This window comes from Streptomyces sp. NBC_01707 (assembly GCF_041438805.1).
GTDB lineage: Bacteria > Actinomycetota > Actinomycetes > Streptomycetales > Streptomycetaceae > Streptomyces.
In genome coordinates, this window is sequence record NZ_CP109190.1 from 411,899 (window position 1) to 430,631 (window position 18,733).

At 68.4% G+C, this 18,733-nt stretch carries 19 protein-coding genes and 4 pseudogenes; 10 read left to right on the forward strand and 13 right to left on the reverse strand.

Features of this window, described 5'->3' with window-relative positions; all coding sequences use genetic code 11:
* Positions 1 to 176 precede the first annotated feature (176 nt).
* Positions 177 to 464, forward strand: a complete 288-nt coding sequence (locus OG963_RS01955; RefSeq protein ID WP_371798241.1) for a transposase family protein — start codon at positions 177 to 179, stop codon at positions 462 to 464.
* A gap of 7 nt (positions 465 to 471) precedes the next feature.
* Here the strand turns inward: OG963_RS01955 and OG963_RS01960 are convergent, their stop codons facing one another.
* Both OG963_RS01960 and OG963_RS01965 read right to left on the reverse strand, forming a co-directional pair.
* Positions 472 to 1,323, reverse strand: coding sequence for a hypothetical protein (locus tag OG963_RS01960; RefSeq protein WP_371798242.1), 852 nt, complete (start codon positions 1,321 to 1,323; stop codon positions 472 to 474).
* Between the two features lie 256 nt (positions 1,324 to 1,579).
* Complete coding sequence (locus OG963_RS01965) at positions 1,580 to 2,104, reverse strand: hypothetical protein (protein WP_371798243.1); 525 nt, start codon at positions 2,102 to 2,104, stop codon at positions 1,580 to 1,582.
* 835 nt (positions 2,105 to 2,939) lie between these two features.
* Between OG963_RS01965 and OG963_RS01970 the strand changes: the two genes are divergently transcribed.
* Together OG963_RS01970 and OG963_RS01975 are read left to right on the forward strand one after the other, a co-directional pair.
* Positions 2,940 to 4,556: a metallophosphoesterase family protein gene (locus OG963_RS01970; protein ID WP_327419898.1), complete on the forward strand. Its 1,617-nt coding sequence runs from the start codon at positions 2,940 to 2,942 to the stop codon at positions 4,554 to 4,556.
* A gap of 78 nt (positions 4,557 to 4,634) precedes the next feature.
* Positions 4,635 to 4,886, forward strand: a pseudogene (locus OG963_RS01975) (XRE family transcriptional regulator); the annotation flags it as partial.
* Positions 4,887 to 4,902: 16 nt separating this feature from the next.
* On the opposite strand, the gene OG963_RS01980 reads toward OG963_RS01975, so the two are convergent.
* Positions 4,903 to 6,120 carry a PP2C family protein-serine/threonine phosphatase gene (locus tag OG963_RS01980; protein WP_371798244.1) on the reverse strand — a complete coding sequence of 406 codons (1,218 nt, stop codon included), beginning with the start codon at positions 6,118 to 6,120 and terminating at the stop codon, positions 4,903 to 4,905.
* 419 nt (positions 6,121 to 6,539) lie between these two features.
* On the opposite strand from OG963_RS01980, the gene OG963_RS01985 reads away from it, so the two are divergent.
* Positions 6,540 to 6,818 (forward strand): hypothetical protein, encoded by a 279-nt coding sequence (locus tag OG963_RS01985; protein ID WP_371798245.1) that lies wholly within the window; start codon positions 6,540 to 6,542, stop codon positions 6,816 to 6,818.
* The gene (locus OG963_RS01990; protein WP_078879313.1) at positions 6,815 to 7,087 is read left to right on the forward strand and encodes a hypothetical protein; all 273 of its coding nucleotides are present in this window, start codon (positions 6,815 to 6,817) and stop codon (positions 7,085 to 7,087) included. The genes OG963_RS01985 and OG963_RS01990 overlap by 4 nt, the downstream gene beginning before the upstream one ends.
* A 453-nt stretch (positions 7,088 to 7,540) precedes the next feature.
* On the opposite strand, the gene OG963_RS01995 is transcribed toward OG963_RS01990, so the two are convergent.
* Entirely contained in the window at positions 7,541 to 8,152 is a 612-nt protein-coding gene (locus OG963_RS01995; protein ID WP_362276833.1) for a helix-turn-helix domain-containing protein, read from the reverse strand.
* A gap of 144 nt (positions 8,153 to 8,296) precedes the next feature.
* On the opposite strand from OG963_RS01995, the gene OG963_RS02000 reads away from it, so the two are divergent.
* Complete coding sequence (locus tag OG963_RS02000) at positions 8,297 to 9,031, forward strand: SDR family NAD(P)-dependent oxidoreductase (RefSeq protein WP_093779171.1); 735 nt, start codon at positions 8,297 to 8,299, stop codon at positions 9,029 to 9,031.
* A gap of 33 nt (positions 9,032 to 9,064) precedes the next feature.
* Positions 9,065 to 9,688 carry an NADPH-dependent F420 reductase gene (locus OG963_RS02005; protein WP_371798246.1) on the forward strand — a complete coding sequence of 208 codons (624 nt, stop codon included), beginning with the start codon at positions 9,065 to 9,067 and terminating at the stop codon, positions 9,686 to 9,688.
* Positions 9,689 to 9,895: 207 nt separating this feature from the next.
* Here OG963_RS02005 and OG963_RS02010 read toward each other — a convergent pair.
* Positions 9,896 to 10,153: pseudogene (locus OG963_RS02010) on the reverse strand (Tn3 family transposase); the annotation flags it as partial.
* A gap of 436 nt (positions 10,154 to 10,589) precedes the next feature.
* Between OG963_RS02010 and OG963_RS02015 the strand changes: the two are divergent.
* Both OG963_RS02015 and OG963_RS02020 read left to right on the forward strand, forming a co-directional pair.
* Positions 10,590 to 10,901: a hypothetical protein gene (locus OG963_RS02015; protein WP_371798247.1), complete on the forward strand. Its 312-nt coding sequence runs from the start codon at positions 10,590 to 10,592 to the stop codon at positions 10,899 to 10,901.
* A 21-nt stretch (positions 10,902 to 10,922) separates the two neighbouring features.
* Complete coding sequence (locus OG963_RS02020) at positions 10,923 to 11,957, forward strand: CBS domain-containing protein (RefSeq protein ID WP_371798248.1); 1,035 nt, start codon at positions 10,923 to 10,925, stop codon at positions 11,955 to 11,957.
* Positions 11,958 to 12,304: 347 nt separating this feature from the next.
* Here the strand turns inward: OG963_RS02020 and OG963_RS02025 are convergent.
* The 8 genes and pseudogenes from OG963_RS02025 to OG963_RS02060 form a co-directional block, all read right to left on the reverse strand.
* Positions 12,305 to 12,623: pseudogene (locus OG963_RS02025) on the reverse strand (transposase); the annotation flags it as partial.
* Between the two features lie 233 nt (positions 12,624 to 12,856).
* Positions 12,857 to 13,423 (reverse strand): hypothetical protein, encoded by a 567-nt coding sequence (locus OG963_RS02030; RefSeq protein WP_371798249.1) that lies wholly within the window; start codon positions 13,421 to 13,423, stop codon positions 12,857 to 12,859.
* A 365-nt stretch (positions 13,424 to 13,788) separates the two neighbouring features.
* Positions 13,789 to 14,433, reverse strand: coding sequence for a response regulator transcription factor (locus OG963_RS02035; RefSeq protein ID WP_319741218.1), 645 nt, complete (start codon positions 14,431 to 14,433; stop codon positions 13,789 to 13,791).
* A gap of 35 nt (positions 14,434 to 14,468) precedes the next feature.
* Entirely contained in the window at positions 14,469 to 15,833 is a 1,365-nt protein-coding gene (locus tag OG963_RS02040; protein ID WP_371798250.1) for a sensor histidine kinase, read from the reverse strand.
* Positions 15,826 to 15,966 (reverse strand): hypothetical protein, encoded by a 141-nt coding sequence (locus OG963_RS02045; protein WP_371798251.1) that lies wholly within the window; start codon positions 15,964 to 15,966, stop codon positions 15,826 to 15,828. Before OG963_RS02045 ends, OG963_RS02040 begins: the two co-directional genes overlap by 8 nt.
* A complete protein-coding gene (locus tag OG963_RS02050; RefSeq protein ID WP_371798252.1) occupies positions 15,963 to 16,634 on the reverse strand; it encodes an ABC transporter permease in 672 nt (223 codons plus the stop codon). Before OG963_RS02050 ends, OG963_RS02045 begins: the two co-directional genes overlap by 4 nt.
* A gap of 113 nt (positions 16,635 to 16,747) precedes the next feature.
* Positions 16,748 to 17,395: pseudogene (locus tag OG963_RS02055) on the reverse strand (ATP-binding cassette domain-containing protein); the annotation flags it as partial.
* Between the two features lie 126 nt (positions 17,396 to 17,521).
* Positions 17,522 to 17,827, reverse strand: a complete 306-nt coding sequence (locus tag OG963_RS02060; protein WP_371798253.1) for a hypothetical protein — start codon at positions 17,825 to 17,827, stop codon at positions 17,522 to 17,524.
* A 137-nt stretch (positions 17,828 to 17,964) separates the two neighbouring features.
* On the opposite strand from OG963_RS02060, the gene OG963_RS02065 reads away from it, so the two are divergent.
* Complete coding sequence (locus OG963_RS02065; RefSeq protein ID WP_371798254.1) at positions 17,965 to 18,732, forward strand: ABC transporter ATP-binding protein; 768 nt, start codon at positions 17,965 to 17,967, stop codon at positions 18,730 to 18,732.
* Position 18,733 lies beyond the last annotated feature (1 nt).

Here is an 18,733-nt window from a genome sequence, read left to right on the forward strand (position 1 = left end):
GTGCCCATGGCGGAACTCGTGGGTCAGAACCGGGACTCATGCCTCCAGGTCGATGGCGTCGAGACGAGTTTCCTCGGAGGTGCGCGAAGTCGGCTGCGCTCCCGGTACGCATTCCCCAGCACGTTCTTGGAAGAGCGAGGGAACACCAAGGAAGAAGGGCGATCTTCGGCGCACTCGTGGTGCTGACCCTGGCGGCCTGCGCGGTGCTGGCCGGGGCGACGTCGCTCCTGGCGGTCGGCGAGTGGATCGCCGATGCTCCGCCCCACGTGCTGGCCCATGTCGGCGCGCGGCTCGACCCGCTGCCCCCCAAGCGGTCCCTGCCCGCGGAAACGACGGTTCGCGACTGCTGGGCCGGATCGACGACGACGCACTGGACCTTGCCGTCGGCCTCTGGCTTGCCGACCCCTGCAACCCTGTCGAAGGTCGGCCGCGCGGCCTGGCCGTCGACGGGAACTGCCATGTAAAGGCCGCTCAGGCGGAAGCGCGCAGCGCAGCCAGGAAGCCGGAGCGGTCGAGAAGGCCGGCGTCGGTGACGGCACGGCCGAAAGTGTCGGCAAGTTCGGCCAGACGCTCACAACCCTCTTCGCCCAGGACGCCGTAGGCGGGCAGGGCCAGGGCATCGGTGCGGTCCTCGATGTGCTGACGCAGGGCACTGCCTTCGATGCTGAGGACATCCCCGTCGAGGAGACCACGCTCGTGTAGGTGTTCCCTGGTGGCGGCCCACTGCTCCTCCGGCCAGGCGCGGCTGAGCTTGAGCGCGGCGGCGGGAACCAGGCCGCTGGCACCGTGCAGCACCAGGGCCTCCAGGGGCCCGACACCCTCAGTGAGCAGCGCGGCTATATGGCCGTCGCCACGGAACTCCCGCAACAGCGTCTGGGCGTGCCACAACTGCAGGATCGGCTCGTCCGGCCAGGGCAGGGCGGCATGAGCGGCGAACAGCGGGCGCCCCTGCGGGTGTTCGCACGCCGCCTCGGCTGCCCGCCGCGCAAGGCCGATGATCTCGTCCAGTCCCGGAAGCTCATGGATCTTGGCCCGGCGCAAGGCCTCGCCCGCGCCGGCGAGCCGGGCGGCCAACATCTGCTCGGGGGTGGCCGCGTCCCAGGCGGCCGGTAGCGCCCCCCGTACAACATCCGGGCAGAAGTTGTAGAAGGTCGCGATGACCAGCTCCGCCGAGGCGCGGCCGAGAGCCGCACCACGGGAGGCGAAATATCCTGCCCTGCCCTGGAGTCCCAGCTCGCTGTACCGGTTCCTGGCCTCGGGAACGAAGTAGACCATGCCGTGGAGAGGCTCAAGTCGCCGCCACGCGAATCGTGCTGCCTTCATGTGCCAGTCCTTCCACGGATACTAGAGACATGGGCGGGACACCCGAGGTACCAACCGGTCGGTATGGCGCAACATAGGTCTCCGGCTGACCGGTGTCAACGGATACGACAGCGAAAGCGCGCGCACCCCAGTAGTCTGTTCGCGATTCGCGGACAACCCGGGCGGACCGGAGCAGGTCGGACGTAACAGCGCGCACGGTCAGCCTTTGGCTGGTCTAGGCAGAGAAGAGACACCGCACGGAGCTGAGTGCCAGCTCTCAATCTTCATGCGCCACACCGAGATCGTGACGCATAGCGGTTCTCATAGTGCGGAGCATGTCCCAGACCTCGTACTGGGCCTGAGCCGCGGTCTCCGTCGTTTCGCCCGGTCCGGGGGCACCGCGTTCGAGGCGCTTGACCTGGCCGTAGACCTTGTTCAGGGCTTGGTTGACGGCACTCGCTCGCACAAGTACTTCTCCGGGGGCAACCATCTGTGCTTCGGAGTATCGATCACGATGCGCGTTCTTTGCTTCATCGAGCGCGACGCTGTCGGCGTCCTCCGCGCCACGCTCCCTCATGACGTGCAGATGGCGGTTGAGTGCAGTATTGAACTGCCGGGCATCTCGGTTGAGTTCCGCATAGCAGGTACGTCGCAGTGAACGGCTCTCGCGGACCTCTTCATGCTCACGAACGAGCTCTATCTCCCGGAGCTTCGCTCGTTCGGAGCCGCGCTGGGTAAGCAGCGATCCTCCCAGAGTTCCTGCGACGCCTGCCACCGCGATGATCACTGAGCTGAGATCCACCGACGCACTCCGTGAACTTCTTCGGCCTCGCGCCCGCTGCACAGGGCCCAGGCCGCCAAGTCTGCCGCTCTGCCTCACCGAGGAGGACCCCGAGTGCGAGGGCGCCACCTGTCTGTACGCCCAAGCGTTGGAGGAGGCAAGCGTGCCACGTGACCGAGGACTTCCGGTACTGCGGGAGAAGGATCTGGTGCGCGCCGGGGTGGACGTCGGGCCGCTTCGGCAGCTGGGGCGGGCCGAGTGCATCGGCCAGAGCGTCGCCGTGCCCGCAGGAGCTCCGCAGGAGTGTTGCCCGGGACTTGCGCCAGTTGTTGCGGGTCGGCCGTGCTGAGTACAGCTCCAGATCAATCCCCATGCTTCATGATGCGCACGCTATGCCGCTGCACAGCAACAACTGATCATCGGCGGGCCCTGGCCCGTGCTCGACATCCGCTTTAGGAGGTCGATCCACCCGCTGTCTGTCGGGCTCCGCCGGCGCGTACTCGGGCCGTTCGCGACGGCTGAACGCCGCGGCTGCCCATAGTCTTTGATGTCAACGCGGCGTTCGTCGGCACATGCCCGCGCCGCGCTGCCTCGCCGATGGCGACCTGGATCGTCCGGTGAACGTGATGGGGGTGCCGGCCGCGCTGCCGGAGGCCTGCAGGGCCAGGCCGGGAGTTCCTGTCCGTTGCGGTGACTGCCATCTGGCGTTCATGCCCGTCCCGCCGCGCCGGTCGTCTGTTCTTCCTAGCGTCCGTGAGTGTGCGCACCACTGGCCTGCCGCAGTCCGCTGTCAGGTTCGAACCGCTGCTGTCCGGTTGGTGTTCGACTGCACCCGAAGACGCGAAAGGCCCTCGGAATGTCCGAAGAATCCAAGCAAACTCGAATCTCTCGTCGCAACGCGATCGGCCTGTTCGGCGCGACAGTGTCCGGCGCCGCCGCCGGGCCACTGGTCCTCGGCGCCGGAACCGCCGAGGCGGTTCCGGCGAAGTCGGAGGTCACCGGTCTCACCACCGGCTCGGCCACCACCCCCGTCCAGGGCCTGCACCTGACCTTCGGCGCCGACCCACGCAGCCAGATGGTCGTCTCGTGGGTCACCGACGCGGCCGTCAAGAACCCGCGGGTCGTCTACGGCACGCTGAGTGGCGGCTTCGGCTCCACAGCGCACGCGACGACGAAGACCTACGTGGACGGCGCCTCCGGGCGGGCCGTCTGGGTCCATCACGCGCTGATCAGCAAGCTCAAGGCCGACACCGACTACCTGTACGCTGCCCAGCACGACGGCGCCACCCCCGACGCCGGCACCTTCCACACGGCGCCGTCCGGCAGAGCTCCGTTCACCTTCACCAGCTTCGGCGACCAGGGCGCGCCCAGTGTGACGTGGAAGACCGGAGCGAACCCGGCCGACGCCTCGGGCCGGGACTTCGAGCCCAACGCCACGCCCGCCGCTGCCGACATCGTCACCGGCGTCGAGAAGGTCGGCCCGCTGTTCCACCTCCTCAACGGTGACCTCTGCTACGCCAACACCGGGCCCGACCGCATTCGCGTCTGGCACGACTTCCTCACCAACAACAGCCGCTCGGCGCGATTCCGTCCGTGGATGCCGTGCGCGGGCAACCATGAGATCGAGCTGGGCAACGGCAAGCTCGGTCTCGACGCGTACCAGACCTACTTCGAGCTGCCCTCGACCGAGACGCAGCCCGAGCTCGACAACCTCTGGTACTCCTTCACGGTCGGCTCGGTGAAGGTGATCTCCCTGCAGAACGACGACATCGCCCTGCAGGAGGGCGGCGACATCTACATCAAGGGCTACTCCGGCGGCCGGCAGCTCGCCTGGCTGGAGAAGGAGCTCAAGTCGGCACGGGCTTCGAAGGACATCGACTGGATCGTCGTCTGTATGCACCAGGTGATGATCAGCTCGGCGACCGCCGCGAACGGCCCTGATGTCGCGCTGCGCGCGGCGTACGGCCCGCTGTTCGACAAGTACGGCGTCGACCTGGTCGTCTGTGGCCACGAGCACGACTACGAGCGCTCGTTGGCGGTGCGTGGCGTCGTCCCCGGCAGCGTCACCCTCACACCCAACCCGAGTCAGACCGCACTCGATGTGATCGAGAGCGCGCACGGCACGACGCACATGGTCCTCGGCGGGGGCGGCGTGTCCGGCATCACCAACAACAGCTTCACCACCGACGACGCCGACGGTCACGGGCATCACTCGGCATACGTCCAGATGGAGCACGTCGGCAAGTACAACTCGGTCAAGGAGAAGGAGACGGCGGTCTGGATCGGCGTCCGTGACGCGGAGCATCCGTACGGCTTCGCCGAGTTCGCCGTCGACCCGGGGCGTCACCCCGGTGACATGACCCGCATCCACGTCACCTACTACAACATCATCACGCCCACAGGTGAGCTGTCGGTCTTCGAGAAGTTCACGCTCCAACGCCGTCGTAGTGACGGCGGCAACGGCCACCACTGACCCACCGCGACCAGCAGCAGTAGTCGTCAACGCCTGGGCCGGGACGTCGTCCCGACCCAGGCGTTGCCGGCCAGGAGGTTAGCGCGGTTCGGGTTCACGGCCGCGCCGGGCAGCACGGACGACGGACGCATCCGGCGCATCACCCAGCACCTTCCCGCCACCTACGCGGCCAGCCTCTTCGAAGCAGAGGCTGCCGGTGCCCCGGAGCAGCAGCTCCAGGCCGTCCTCGCCGAAGGACTCCAGCAGGAGTACTTCAAGGACCGCGGCCGCCGTGCCGACGGGCTTCTGGTCGAATTCACCGACATCGACTACGTAGAACTCAGCCTCTGAAGCGGCACGCACGCGTTCAGAGTTGAACGACGACGAGGGCGATGTCGTCGTCCGGGCCGTCCTTGTGGCGTGGGATGTCGGTGAGGAGGGCGTCGGCCAGGGGTTCGGGGCCGAGATGGCCGTGGCGGGTGAGGTTCTGGATGAGGCGGGCCAGTCCGGTGTCGATGTCCTGGTCGCGGCGTTCGATGAGTCCGTCGGTGTAGAGAACGAGGGTGGAGCCGGGCCGGTAGGACAGTGTGCTCTGGGTCCTGGCCACTTCCGGCTCCAATGCTCCCAAGGGTGGATCGGCTGCCTGGTCAAGGACTTGGACGGCCTGCATGTCGGCGTCGAGCAGGAGGGGTGGAGGGTGGCCGGCGCGGCTGTAGGTGATGGTGTGGGTGGTTTCGTCGATGACGGTCTGGACGGCGGTGGTCGCCAAGGCGCCTTCGATGGTGACGGCGTAGTGGGCGAGTGCTTTCAGGGCGCGGGCGGGCTGGCCTGTGGCGTGCATGGCGGTGCTCAGCGCGCTGCGGAGCTGGCCCATGATGCCGGCGGCGGTCAGGCCGTGGCCGACTACGTCCCCGACGGCGACCGCGAGCCAGCCGGGGCCGAGCTCGAGGAAGTCGTACCAGTCCCCGCAGACGTGCAGCGCGCTGGTGGCGGGCCGGTAGCGCACCGCAACATTGGTGCGTTCGCGTGCGGTGTCGGGCAGCATGGCCCGCTGCAAACTCACCGCGATCTCGCTCTCCTGCTCATGAGCGCGCCGCAGGTTTTCGTTGCGTTTTTGAAGTTCCCGGGACCAGGCCAGCAGCGCGGCGGTCGTGGCCTCTTCACCGCTCAGCGTCTCGCCGTTGTGCAGAGCAACACGGGCACGGACCTGCGCGGTGACATCCTTCACCTGCGAAATGATCAGAAGGACCTCCCCGTCTGGGCCCAGAACCGGCGCGGTGAAGGAGCTCCAATAACGCTCCTCGGAACGCCCTGGCCGGCGGCCGGGCACCGGAAGGTCGTACCGGTACAGCTCCATGGTGTCCGGCTCCCGTGTCGCGAGCACTCGTTCCACGGACGCGCGTAGCCGGTCGCCCGGAACCATAGGGTCCTGCACAGGCACGTCGAACACCGAAGAGCCCACCAGATCCTCGCGAACGTGGCCGCACGAATCCAGGAAAGCCTGGTTGGCGTCCACCACGAGCAGATCCGGCGTCAGGAGCAGCGCTGGGCCCGCGAACGCGCGGAAGACCGCCGCATAGTCCACAGCGAACGACGGACCCTCATCACTGCCGGAAGCGCACATTCTCCGACGTCTACCCCAGCCAGACCTCTTTCGGCCGGCCGACACTCCCCACGTCGCAGCAACGGTGGCATCGGCTGGTTCAACCGGGCCCGGATCGACGCCGACGATGCCCGCCTTGCGGTACAACCCAGCCCGGACGGGGCGTAGGTCGCCGTGTACCTTGAGGCGGTGTCCGAACGAGAGGTCTCCGGGCGGATCGCCCAGGATCACGCCGAGCAGGTCGGCACGTCCTTCCGTGAAGCGGCGCTGTCCGGCTGCACCCGGACAGATATTCGCAGGGAACTTCGATTCCCTTACCCCTTTCCGTACGAAGCCCGCTATGTGGCCTGCCTCGCGCGCGATGATGTAGGACACTCGGAGTACCGACCTGGAGGACGAGTGTGAGCGCCCAGCCCGAGAGCCCGCGGGACCGCCGGGTCCCTGCCATTCCGCACACCATCAACGCCATTGCTGACGCCCTTGGCGGCGCCGACAGTGCGCGCTTCAAGACCGAGGTTCTCGCGGCGGAAGAGTCGGCCGTGCCTGGGGTGATGCGCCGCTGGTGGAAAGCAGCCATGATCGCCCGCGTTCCCGAGGCTGCCCGTAGCCGTGCGAACGTGGAGAGTGGACGTGCCCTGCTGTCGGTGGACGAGCTCATCGCCCGCATCGACGTCGCATGAGCTGGAGCGTCTGGACCGAAGAGATTCCCGCACAGACTGTCCTGGACATGCCTGCGGATCTGCGGAGGAGGACCGCGAACTTCTTGAGGGCACTGGCGATCGAAGTCGCAGGTGCGCTCGATCTCGGGCGGCGTCCCCCGGGTGATCCGATGGACGACATCGCAGTCCGGTACTCCTTGGAAGTGCCCGGCGAGCCGGTCATCATCGAGTACATGATCATGAGGGACGCGAAGGAAATCCGGGTGCCTGTCCTGGTCTGGTTCCACTGACCGCCCACCGGCCCGTCGCGCACGCCTCGCACGCGAGCCGGAACTGGCGTCCGGGTACGTCGACTAGAAGGGCTGCGAGGCCTGCCCCACCGGGCATCTGTGTACTCGCTCCGCCGCCTGACGAATTGAGGGGCCCCTGACTTGAGTGCAGGCTGACCGCCTGGGGGCCCCGCCAACAACCTTGGTCTGGCGCCAGGTATGGCTACGTGTCGGTGGTGGTCTCGTCCCCCGGGCGGTTGGCTTCTTCGCGCAGCGCTCGGTGAACGCAGGGCCGGTCTATCCGGTTCACGAACTAATGTCCAGGCCGGCGAAGCTTCTCCGCGGCCTGCAGCAGGCGGGCGGGCAGCGTAAAAGCCGGCAGATCTGGGCGAGGTGCCGGGCGGCTGGTGTCGCGAACCAGCGGGTGCAGCCGCCCGATCGGCAGCGCGTCCAGCCCGGCCGCGGAGTGCCAAGTCAACTCGACACTTCCTCCCGCCGCCGGTCATCACCGGCTGTGGCGGGGATGGCGTTGTCGATGAGGACGGCGGCGATGGCGGCGGCGGTGGGGAAGGCGTCGGCGTTGAGGACCCGGGTGCGGGCTGCGGCGCCGTCGATGAGCAGCGCGAGCTGCTCGCCGAGCTGTTCAGGGTCGGCGGCACCGGCTTCGCGCGCGGTGTCGGCAAGCCGCGCGGCGACGGCCTTCTTGTAGTCACGCGCGTACTGGGACGCGGGGTGCTGGGGGTCGTGGAGTTCGACAGCGGCACCGATGTAGGGGCACAGGGGGGTGGTGGGGGGGATGTCGAAGGCGGCGAGGAGCCGTTCGCGGGGCGTGAGGTCGGTGCGGTCGAACACGCCGGACAGAACGGAGGGGTCGAACCGGCGCAGGTACTCGGCGACGAGTTCGTCCTTGCCGGTGAAGTGCTGGTAGGCCGTGCGCTTGGACACCTGAGCCGCTGCGCAGAGCTGGTCCATGCCGGTGCGGTTGATGCCCTGCTCGCGGAACAGTTGCTGGGATGCGCTGAGGATGCGCTCGCGGGCTCCCCGGCCGCGGCGGCGGCCCGTGGGGCCCTTCTCCAACTCCGTCATGAGCCCATCGTACCGCAGCCGGGTAACGGCCGGTGTACATAGTTTGCGTCCCGGCCGCCCGCCCCGTACGGTACGTACACAGAGCGGTGTACATAACACCGTCGTCCCAGGTGCACACGGCACCACCGACCCAAGGGAACGACTATGGGAAAGCTCGACGGCAAGGTCGCGGTCATCACCGGCGGCACCACCGGCATGGCACTGGCAGGCGCGAAGCTGTTCGTCGACGAGGGAGCGCACGTCTTCATCACCGGCCGCCGCCAGGACGCCCTGGACGAGGCCGTGAAGCAGATCGGCCGCAACGTCACCGGCGTCCAGGGCGACGCCGCCGACCTGGACGACCTGGACCGCCTGTACGACACCGTCAAGCGTGAGAAGGGCAGCATCGACGTGCTGTGGGCCAGCGCAGGCGGGGGCGAGGCCGCCCCGCTCGGCGAGATCACCGAGGCCCAGTTCGACACCTGGTTCGGGCTCAACGCCCGCGGCACCCTGTTCACCGTCCAGAAGGCCCTTCCGCTCTTCAACGACGGCGGCTCCATCCTCATGACCGGCTCCAACGCCTCCCTCGGCGCCTTCCCCGGCTGGAGCGTCTACGCCGGCAGCAAGGCCGTCCAGCAGGCCTGGGCCCGCATCTGGCTCAACGAGCTCAAGGACCGCCGCATCCGCGTCAACGTCCTGACCCCCGGCCAGGTCGCCACCGCCAAGCAGGAAGAACTCTTCGACGAGGCCACCAAGCGCCAGTTCGAGTCCCTCATCCCCCGCGGCCAGATGGGCCGCCCCGACGAGATCGCCACCGCCGCCCTCTTCCTCGCCTCCGACGACTCCAGCTACGTCAACGGCACGGAACTCGTCGCCGACGGCGGCACCACCGCCATCTGAACCGAACAACACACAACCAGGGCAGGACATCTCATGAGCAACATCAGCATCATCGGCACCGGAAACATGGCCCGCACCATCGGCGCGCGGGCAATAGCGGGCGGCAACACCGTCGAGGTCATGGGCCGCGATCAGTCCAAGGCCGCTGACCTGGCCAAGGCACTCGGCGACGGCACCACGACGGGAGAATGGGGCACCGCCCCGGCCGGGGACATCGTCATCGTGGCCCTGTTGCACAACGGTGTCGTGCCGGCCGTCGCCCAGTACGGAGACGCTCTCGCGGGCAAGGTCATCGTCGACATCAGCAACCCCTTCAATTCCACGTTCGACGGGCTGGCCCACCGCGAGGAGACCTCGATCGCGCAGGAAGTCGCCAAGGCGGCCCCGGCCAGCGCCAGCGTGGTGAAGGCGTTCAACACCATCTTCCGCCATGTCCTGGAGAAGGGCCGGCCCGACGTCTTCATCGCTGGCGATAATGCGCAGGCCAAGGCAAGTGTGGAGGCGTTCATCGAGACCCTCGGGCTGCGCCCGCTGGACGTCGGCGGCCTGAGAATGGCGCACTGGCTGGAAGGAGCAGGCGTGGTCACCGTGGGCCTCGCCAACCATGGGGTGGGGAACCTGGACTTCGCCCTCAGCATCACCGAACTCGCCGTCTGAGCAAACGGTTGACGGATTACCGAAAGGAGAGCGCCCGCCGCGGAAGTGGCCGCCGCCGCATCGCGGCGACGGGCAGTAAGCGGCACCCAGACCATCCGAGGTAGGCCCACCTCCTGATGATGTCGAGCCTGCTGTCCATATCGAGGTGAAACTCCCGTACGGGTTGGCGTGGGACCAGAACAGCGGGGACAGCCCGCGCCGGTCTGTGGCGGTGAGCTTCCCGGCCCACTGCGGGTCGCGGAGGACCGCCTGGAGAAGCTGAGTGCTGATCAGGAGCAGGCTGGATTGCAGGAGATGGAGTGCGAGCATGGAGACCTCGGCGTGCTCGCGGTCGGCGCCGGCGAGGACGCTCTCGCGGCCGTAGAAGATCTTGTCGTTGGTGGAGTTCCAGCTCTCGACGACCTGTAGTCCGCCGTTGATCTGGCGCCGGAGATGCTCATCAGGGAGATAGTCGCAGGCGAAGATCGGTCGTGACCGCCGCCCGAGTTCTCGGCTTCAGGGGTTTGAGGCCGCGACCGGGGCGTGTACCGGTGGTTCTGGATAGCGGTGAGGCCTCTCCGCAGCATCGGCGGGGCCTCATCTGGTCATGCGGTCAGATCCGCACCGACTCCGTCCGCCGGGTTCGAGGCTGCCGGGGGTGTCGGTCAGAGGTCGGTCGACGGCAGGCTTGCTGGGCCACGCATCATTTCGGTTCTCGCCCTGCTCGGCAAAGCCGTGCTCGGCCGTCGGCTCCTCCTGCGGCACGAGCTGGTCCGCCCTCCGACGACCATCGCAATGATCAACGCCGACGCCTCCTCCGCATGGCACTGACCGGTCGCCGCGGCGATCCGGGAAGCACCTGGCATCGGATGGCAGCCACTCGCTCCCGTTCCCCATCCGCTCCCACTAGGTGTCCGCGACCATGACAGCAGTTCCCGCACCACCCCGCCGACCAGAACTCCCCGACCGGACCGGCACCAGGCCCACACCGGCGCTGATTGCAGGACACAGCGCCCTGGAGTGCCTCCTGACGTTCGTGCTGCTCTTCGGTGTGACCACGATCGTTCGCTGGGTCGCAGGGCCCTCACCCATTTCCGACGCGGTCCCGCAGATCCGCCTGCAATTGCTGATCATCGGCGGCTGCGTGGGGCTGCTCCTGGTCGGGCTGATCCTCAGTCGACCGGGGAGGACGTCAGGAGGGCACATCAACCCCGCGAGCTCCCTCGCCATGTAGCGCTTCGGGGTCTTCCCCGGCGTGTCGGTCCTCCCCTACATCGTGGCGCAGCTCATCGGCTCCGTGCTCGGAGTCCTCGCAGCCCGCGCCGTACGGGGCGTCGCAGTCGAGAACCCGCCGGTGGCCAACGCCACGCTGCACTCCGGCCTCGGCTGGTCGGCCGGTGAGCTGTTCGCGGCCGAGACCGCCACCATGGGCCTCATCGTCTACGCCATCGGGTTCTTCCTGCAGACCCCCAAACTGGCGCCCCTGGTCCCCTGGCTCGCCGGACTCCTGATCGCAGCGGTGATCGCACTGCTAGGCACCGCCACGGGAGGCTCGGTCAACCCGGCACGCCAGTTCGGTCGACGATGGTCTCTGGGCAACTCCGCCTCCTGTGGGTCTACCTGCTCGCCACCACGGTGGGGGCTGCGCTCACGGCCGCCCTCCTGGGCCGGGTGTGCAGGCACCGCACCGTGCTCACCCATCGGCTGTGCGGCACCCACGCCGACGGCACCCCCCTGCGACGGTCTGTCAAACGAACGGTGTAACCAAAGTGCCGCATTCTGGACCCAGACATCACGCTCACTGCTCTCGGAGTGGCGACATGCATGGGGCGCGGTGTACAGACTCTTCCGCACACCGGAACCGGAGAAGCTCATGGAACTCGTTCGCGACGCGATGACCACGCGATGCGTCACAGTGCCTCCGTACACGTCCCTTACCGCCGTCGCCGCCTGCATGCGAGATGACAACGTCGGGTGCGTCATGGTCACCCATGACGGTGCCCTCCAAGGCATCATCACCGACCGTGACATCACCGTCCGGATCACCGCCGAGGGGCTGATCGCCGGCACCACCACAGCGCAGCAGGCGGCATCCAAGAGTTTGGTCACCGTGGTTCCGGGCGCCACTCTCTGCGACGCGGCGGCACTGATGTGCATGCACAACTTTCACCGGCTGCCCGTCGTGGAACAGGGGCAGCTCGTCGGTCTGCTCTCCCTGGGAGACATCTGCGAAACACCCCACGCCCAGGAGATCCTGGTAGCCCTCAGCCAAGCCGAGGCCAACCACTGAGTGGACTCGTGCCTTTGGCCGGCCTTCTCCGGGATGGCGGTCCCCGCGTCGTTGCGGGTGGCACGGAACTCCCGGGTGTTGCACCCCCTTGCAGCCTTGCCGTCGACCGTTGTGACGTGTGTGTCAGCGATTGAAATCCGCCATCTGTGGGAGAAGTTTTGCATCTTTACCCAAAGCCACTCGTCCGCGACCGACGCCGGGAGAGTGTCGCGAGCCGGATCCGGTCGGCCGGCTCGTAGCGGCCTCGGGCGATCTGACGCCGCAGCATCGCGTTCTCGTGCCGTAGTGCCAACCGTCAGCGGCGCGCCGAAGAAACGACTGGCCGCAGTTGTGTCCCGGCGGCTCTACACCAGGACATCCAGCACGCTGCCGTCCCGGTCGACAGCCCGCCACAGGTACTCCCGCTCACCATTGATCCTGATGAAGACCTCGTCCAGATGCAACTTGTCGTCGGGCTGGGACCGCCGACGGCACAGTCCGTTGGCGTACTGCTGACCGAACTTCAGGCACCGGCGGCGGACCGTCTCGTAGGAAACGAACACGCCGCGCTCCAGCTCCTCGGCCTCACGGAAACTGAGCGGGGACCGGAAGTACAGCCACACGCAGTGCGAGATCACCTCGAACCCGATACCGGTGCCACTTGTGTGACGGCGACACGCCCTCCACGGACGACCCCCTCCCCCGCGATCAGCCCGACGACCCTCCCCCCTTTCAGCCAACGGGACAACGCCCATTCCCCTGTTCGGCTGTCGGACCGATTGGTGGGCTGCCAAGGCCGGCGCAGGCGATCCCTGGATGCCCCGCGGCCCTCTCGCGACAGCGTCCCGCCGCCGACCGCGTGCGGGGGCGCCGGCGTCACCGCACCGCGCCACCGGCCGGATGCGGCTGAGGTGACTGCCTCACCAGGTGTGAGCGACATCGACCACCAAGCGGTTGGAGAGCTGGGACACCCGGAACGGCAGCCGGGCCCGCACACCAAGGCCCACTTGCGTGACCCCTTCGAAGCTGGCCCCGAACTTCGCCTCCCGGAAGGTGCGGTAGCCGGTCAGGTCGACGCCCGGAAGCACTCGGCCGCCCCGGCCTGGGTAGGTCGCCATGTGCGTCTCCGGGTCGTAGGCGGGGGCGGACACCCTGATCTCGATGATCGCCCCGCCGGAGATCGGAATGCGCATGCCGGAAGGGTCCTGATAGAAGGCGCCGACGTAGCGCACGGTGTACCCGATCGGCTCGATGCCCGCCGTGGGTACGTCGAAGACCATGCGGTCGTAGCAGTCGTGCTCACCGGTCCTGATGTCGGTCAGCGAGCCGACGCTGGTGTCCGCCGCAGTTTTCGGAAGGCTGCCCCAGCCGGTCGGGCACGCGACAGCCGTCGTGGTCGCGCCCGCCGTCGCGGGCGCGGCCACTACCACGCCGACACCGGCCATCGTCAGGGCGGCCAGCATCGCCCCGTATCGTCTCGTGCGCATCGTTCCCCCTTGTGTTTGCGGCTCTTGGTTTCCTGCCATGTACGACATGCCGGTCACGGGATTGGTTGTACGGGTCGCCCCGAAAGTGGTGATCCATCAGCTCACCAACCTCTCCGGCGGCGGACGGCCCCCAGCGGCCGGCTGCACCGAGAGAGTTGCTCAGCGAAAGTCGTCGGGAACGACAGTCGGTCGTGCATGGCTGATGACCACGGCGGCCGCGACAGCGACCGGGGCGTCCTTCGAGTGCAGGGGGACGAAGGAGGGCGGATCGGCGGCCGGCCCCCGGTCACCGTCGTCAACGACAGACACGACCACCCCGAGTGGACGACAGCCGCCCTCGCCCACGACCTGCTTGAAGCCGTCGGTCAGTCCCGCAGAAACCGCAGCACCGCGAGCACCCGGCGGTTGAGGTCCTCCGAGGCCGGCAGGCCCAACTTGCCGAAGAGGCTTGCCACATGTTTCTCGACCGTGCCCGGCGAAATGTGCAGCGCCTGGGCGATTGCCGTGTTGGAGCGGCCCTCGGCCATGAGTGAGAGGACGTCGCGTTCGCGGTCGGTGAGTGTCCTGAGGTCGGCGGCGCGCCGGCCCGCGCCGGCGAGCTGGGTGACCACCTCGGGGTCGAGCGCGGTGCCGCCGGTGGCGACCCGGTCCAGGGCGTCGGTGAACTCCGCGATGTTCGCCACCCGTTCCTTGAGCAGATAGCCGACGCCCGCGGAACCGGCGGCGAGCAGTTCTGTGGCGTACTTGGTCTCGACGTACTGGGAGAAGAGCAGCACACCGGTGCCGGGGTGCTCCCGGCGGATCCCGATGGCGGCGCGCAGTCCTTCGTCGGTGTGGGAAGGGGGCATCCGGATGTCGACGATCGTGACGTCCGGGCGGTGTTCGGCGACCGCCGATCGCAGCGTTTCCGCGTCCGGGACCGCGGCGCAGACCTCGTAACCGCGGTCGGTGAGCATTTGCACGAGCAGTTCCCGCAGGATGGCGGCGTCTTCGGCGATCACTACCCGCATGGCGGAAATGCTCTCACGAGGCCCTCCTGGCGGGCTCATGCGCGGGGCGGCAGCTCGACGGTGATCACCGTCGGCCCGCCCTCGGGGCTGTGGATGTCCAGGGTCCCGTCGACCGTACGGACCCGCTGCTGCAGCCCGGTCAGGCCGCTGCCCGCCCCCGCCCGCGCTCCGCCGCAGCCGTCGTCGGAGACCCGCAGCCCCAGCGTGCCGTCGTCCCGGCGCAGCACCGAGATCTCGGCCTGTCGAGCGCCGCTGTGCTTGATGAGGTTGGTGAGCAGTTCGGCGGCGCAGAAGTAGGCGATGGTCTCGATGGCGGGCGACGGTCGCTCGTCCACCTCGATGTGCAGCTGAACGGGCACGGTGCTGCGTGCGGTGAGGGTGGCCAGGGCGTCGGGCAGTCCGTCGTCCAGGACCGGCGGATGTATCCCGCGGGACAGGTCGCGCAGCTCGGTGAGGGCCTCGGTGGCGTTGGTGTGCGCGCTCTCCACCAGGCGTCGTACGGTCGCGATGTCGATCGGCTGCTTGTCGTCGCTCAGCTTGTTCTTGATCATGTCGAGGCTGAGGGCGAGAGCGACAAGGCGGACCTGGGGGCCGTCGTGCAGATCGCGCTCCACTCGGCGGAGCAGCGCCACCGAGTCGTCGACCGCGAGCGCCCGGGTCTCCTCCAGGTCGCGGACCCGCTCGCTCAGCGACACCGGTCCGAGCAGGGCACGGATCAGCCGCCGGTCGGCGCCGACCACCGCCCGGGCGAGCCAGGGAGCGGTCAGGACCGTGGCCAAGCCGATGGCCGCGGCGAGGAGGGTGCCGGGAAAGGTGGTGACGGTGGGGGAGCCACCGAACGGCAGCGGGGTGAGCGCCACCATCCCACGCCCGCCGTCGGCCGGCGGAAAGGCGCCGAACAGAGCCCAGCGCAGGGGCGCGGTGAGATTGGCAAGGCCGGACGCCCACCAGAGCGCGGCGTACAGACAGACCAGCGACACGGGCAGTTTCACCAGTGTGTAGCCCACATGCCGCCAGCCGGTCCGGTCCCGCAGCCGGGCATCGAGCCGCCCGACCAGGCCCAGACCCTCGGGAGACCGGAACGGGACCGGCCCGGGAAATCGCTCGCCGAGGAGCCGCCCCGCGAGTATCCGGTGCACCGAGCCGAGTCCACGGCCCAGACCCATCCCGGTCACCATGAGGAGCAGCCCGAGAACCGCACCCAGGAGCGAGACCAGGAACCCGGCACCCAGGGCGAGCAGCACGAGCAGGACCAGCGCACCCGCAATGCCGACGGGCGCGGTGAGCAGGCAGTACGCCGCCTCGGCCCAGGCCCGTCCGGTCAGCGGGTCGCGCAGCACCGTACGGACCAGGGCGCGCACCTCGACTCCCCGTCCCGGCGGGCGCGTCTGCTCAGGCATCGCTGCGTACCAGAAGCCGGCTGCCCACGACGTATACGGCCGCGGTGTAGAGGCAGAGCAGAAAGAATCCGGGCCAGGGGGCAAGCAGCCCGTCCACCGGCTTGGCGACGGCAAGCGAGTTCGCGAGAATCATGTCGGGAAGAACTTCGCGACGGCCGTCCCGGTCACTCCCGCGAGGAGTGCGGGAAGTACGAAGGTCACACCGACCAGTGTGCCGATGGCGCTCGCGGTGTGCCGGGTGATGGCCCCGATCGCGATGCCCATGACCGCGATCATGCCGAGGTACGAGCCGGACATCAGCAGGGCTCGCAGCACTCCGGGATCCCCGAGCGAGGGGCTCGGCACCGAGCTTTCCAGCGTGGCGCACCCGGCGAAGAAGGTGACGAAGGTGACCAGCTCGCCGAGGACGAGCGCGAGGACTCCGACGACGGTGGCCTTGGCGGCGAGCATCGTCGGACGCCTGGGCACGGCCGCCAGGGTCGACCTGATCGAACCGGAGGAGTACTCGCCGGTGACGACGAGGACGCCGAGCACCCCGATCAGGAGCTGACCCAGGGCGATCCCGGCGAGCACATTGTTGGTCGGGTCGAAGGTGGCCAGCTTGTCGGCGGACGGGGCTTTGGTGTTGGCCATGGTGACCACGCCGATGCCGGTCATTCCGATGACCACGGCTGCAAGCGTCCAGAAGGTCGAGCGCAGTGAGAGGAGCTTGATCCACTCCATTCGTGCGGCGTTGCCGAAGCCATAGCTCCCGGCGGGGATGCGCCGCTCACCGGTCCAGGTGGGGTTCGCGGTGCTCACCGCTGCCTCCTCTGCGCCGCCGAGGGCAGCTGCGATTCGACGCCACGGTAGGTGGCACTTTCACTGGTCAGCCGGAAGAACGCCTCTTCGAGACTGGAGCCGCCCGCGGTCAGTTCGGTCACCGAGGTGTCGGCGAGCAGTCGGCCCTGGCCGATGACCACCAAGTGGTCGGCGGTGAGCGCCATTTCGCTGATCAGATGGCTGGAGACGAGGACCGCTCGGCCCTCTGCGGCCAGGCCCTTCATCAGATTGCGGATCCAGCGCACGCCCTCGGGGTCGAGCCCGTTGACCGGCTCGTCGAAGAGCAGTACTCCGGGGTCGCCGAGCAGGGCGCCCGCGATGCCGAGGCGCTGGGACATGCCGAGCGAGAAGGTGCCGGCTCGCTTGCCCGCAACCTCGGACAGACCCACTGTGCCCAGGACTTCATCGACCCTGGAGCGCGGGATTCCGCCGCCGGCGGCGAGCGCGGAGAGATGGTGGTGGGCGTTGCGGCCCAGGTGCTGCGTGCGGGCCTCGAGCAGTGCGCCGACCCCGCGCAGCGGCCAGTGCAGTTCGTTGTAGGGACGACCGTTGATCTTGGCCTGTCCGGCGTCGGGGGTATCGAGCCCCATGATCATGCGCATGGTGGTCGACTTGCCGGACCCGTTGGGGCCGAGAAAGCCGGTCACGGCTCCCGGCCGGACGTCGAAGCTCAGACCGGTGACGGCGGGGACGGCGGCAGTCGATCCGTAGCGCTTGGTGAGACCCCTGGCCTCGATCATCGCGACTTCCTGGTGCGTGCATTCATGGTCTTCACGCCAGGGGTGGGCATGGGGCGGTGGAACGCGGCTTTCCTCCGTCTTCCCTGGGGGATTTCCCCCAGTCGGCCCCGCCCGCAGGGACCGGCCTCAGGCGTCGGGCACGATCTGGTGCACCTGCCCCAGAAAGGCGAGTTGTCGGTCGTGGACCCGAATCTTGTCGAGCAGCGCCCCCGGGGTGGCCTGCCCGGCCCGAAACGGCAGGACGCGCCGCAGCCCCCGTATGACCGCCAAGTCGGCGGGAGAGAACAACACCCGGACCTTGACGCCCTGTCGGCCGGCCCAGGCGACGAGCGCACCGATCGAGCGGCCGGGATCGGGCAGCAGATCGCGGGCGGCGCGGATGACTTCCTCGGTGGCGAGGCTCGGGCGCCCGCCGACCCGGGGCGCCGTCATACCAGAGGAGGACGGGCTGGCACCGCCGTCAGACCCAAGAGGGCCCCGGGAACGGGCACCAGGACGGACGATCCGGAGGCCTGACGGACAGCAGGATGGTGAGGTCCCTCAGGATCAGCCACCAGGAGAGCCGTCACGTGACCACCGCCATCACCCACCGTGCCACCGCAGTGGCCGCGCGCGCCATGGAGTTGTCCAAGGTCTATGGACACGGTGAGACCCAGGTGGTCGCGCTGGACCGGGTCACCGTGGACTTCCCGCAGGGCGAGTTCACCGCGATCATGGGCCCGTCGGGCTCCGGCAAGTCCACGCTGATGCACTGCGTGGCCGGTCTCGACAGCTTCAGCAGCGGCTCCGTGCGGATCGGGGAGACGGAGCTCGGTTCCCTCAAGGACAAGCAACTGACCCAGCTGCGCCGGGACAAGATCGGCTTCATCTTCCAGGCGTTCAACCTGCTGCCGACTCTGACGGGGCTGGAGAACATCACGCTGCCGATGGACATCGCCGGCCGTAAGCCCGACAAGCAGTGGGTGGAGCAGGTCATCGACATGGTTGGGCTCTCCGGGCGGCTCCACCATCGTCCCGCCCAGCTCTCCGGCGGCCAGCAGCAGCGCGTCGCCGTCGCCCGCGCGCTCGCCTCCCAGCCCGAGATCATCTTCGGCGACGAGCCGACCGGAAACCTCGACTCCCGTTCCGGCGCCGAGGTGCTGGGCTTCCTGCGCAACTCCGTACAGGCGCTCGGCCAGACCGTCGTGATGGTGACGCACGACCCGGTGGCGGCCTCGTACGCGGACCGCGTGGTCTTCCTCGCGGACGGGCGGATCGTGGACGAGATGCTCGCCCCGACCGCGGACGGTGTGCTGGACCGTATGAAGGCGTTCGACGCCAAGGGCCGCACGAGCTGAG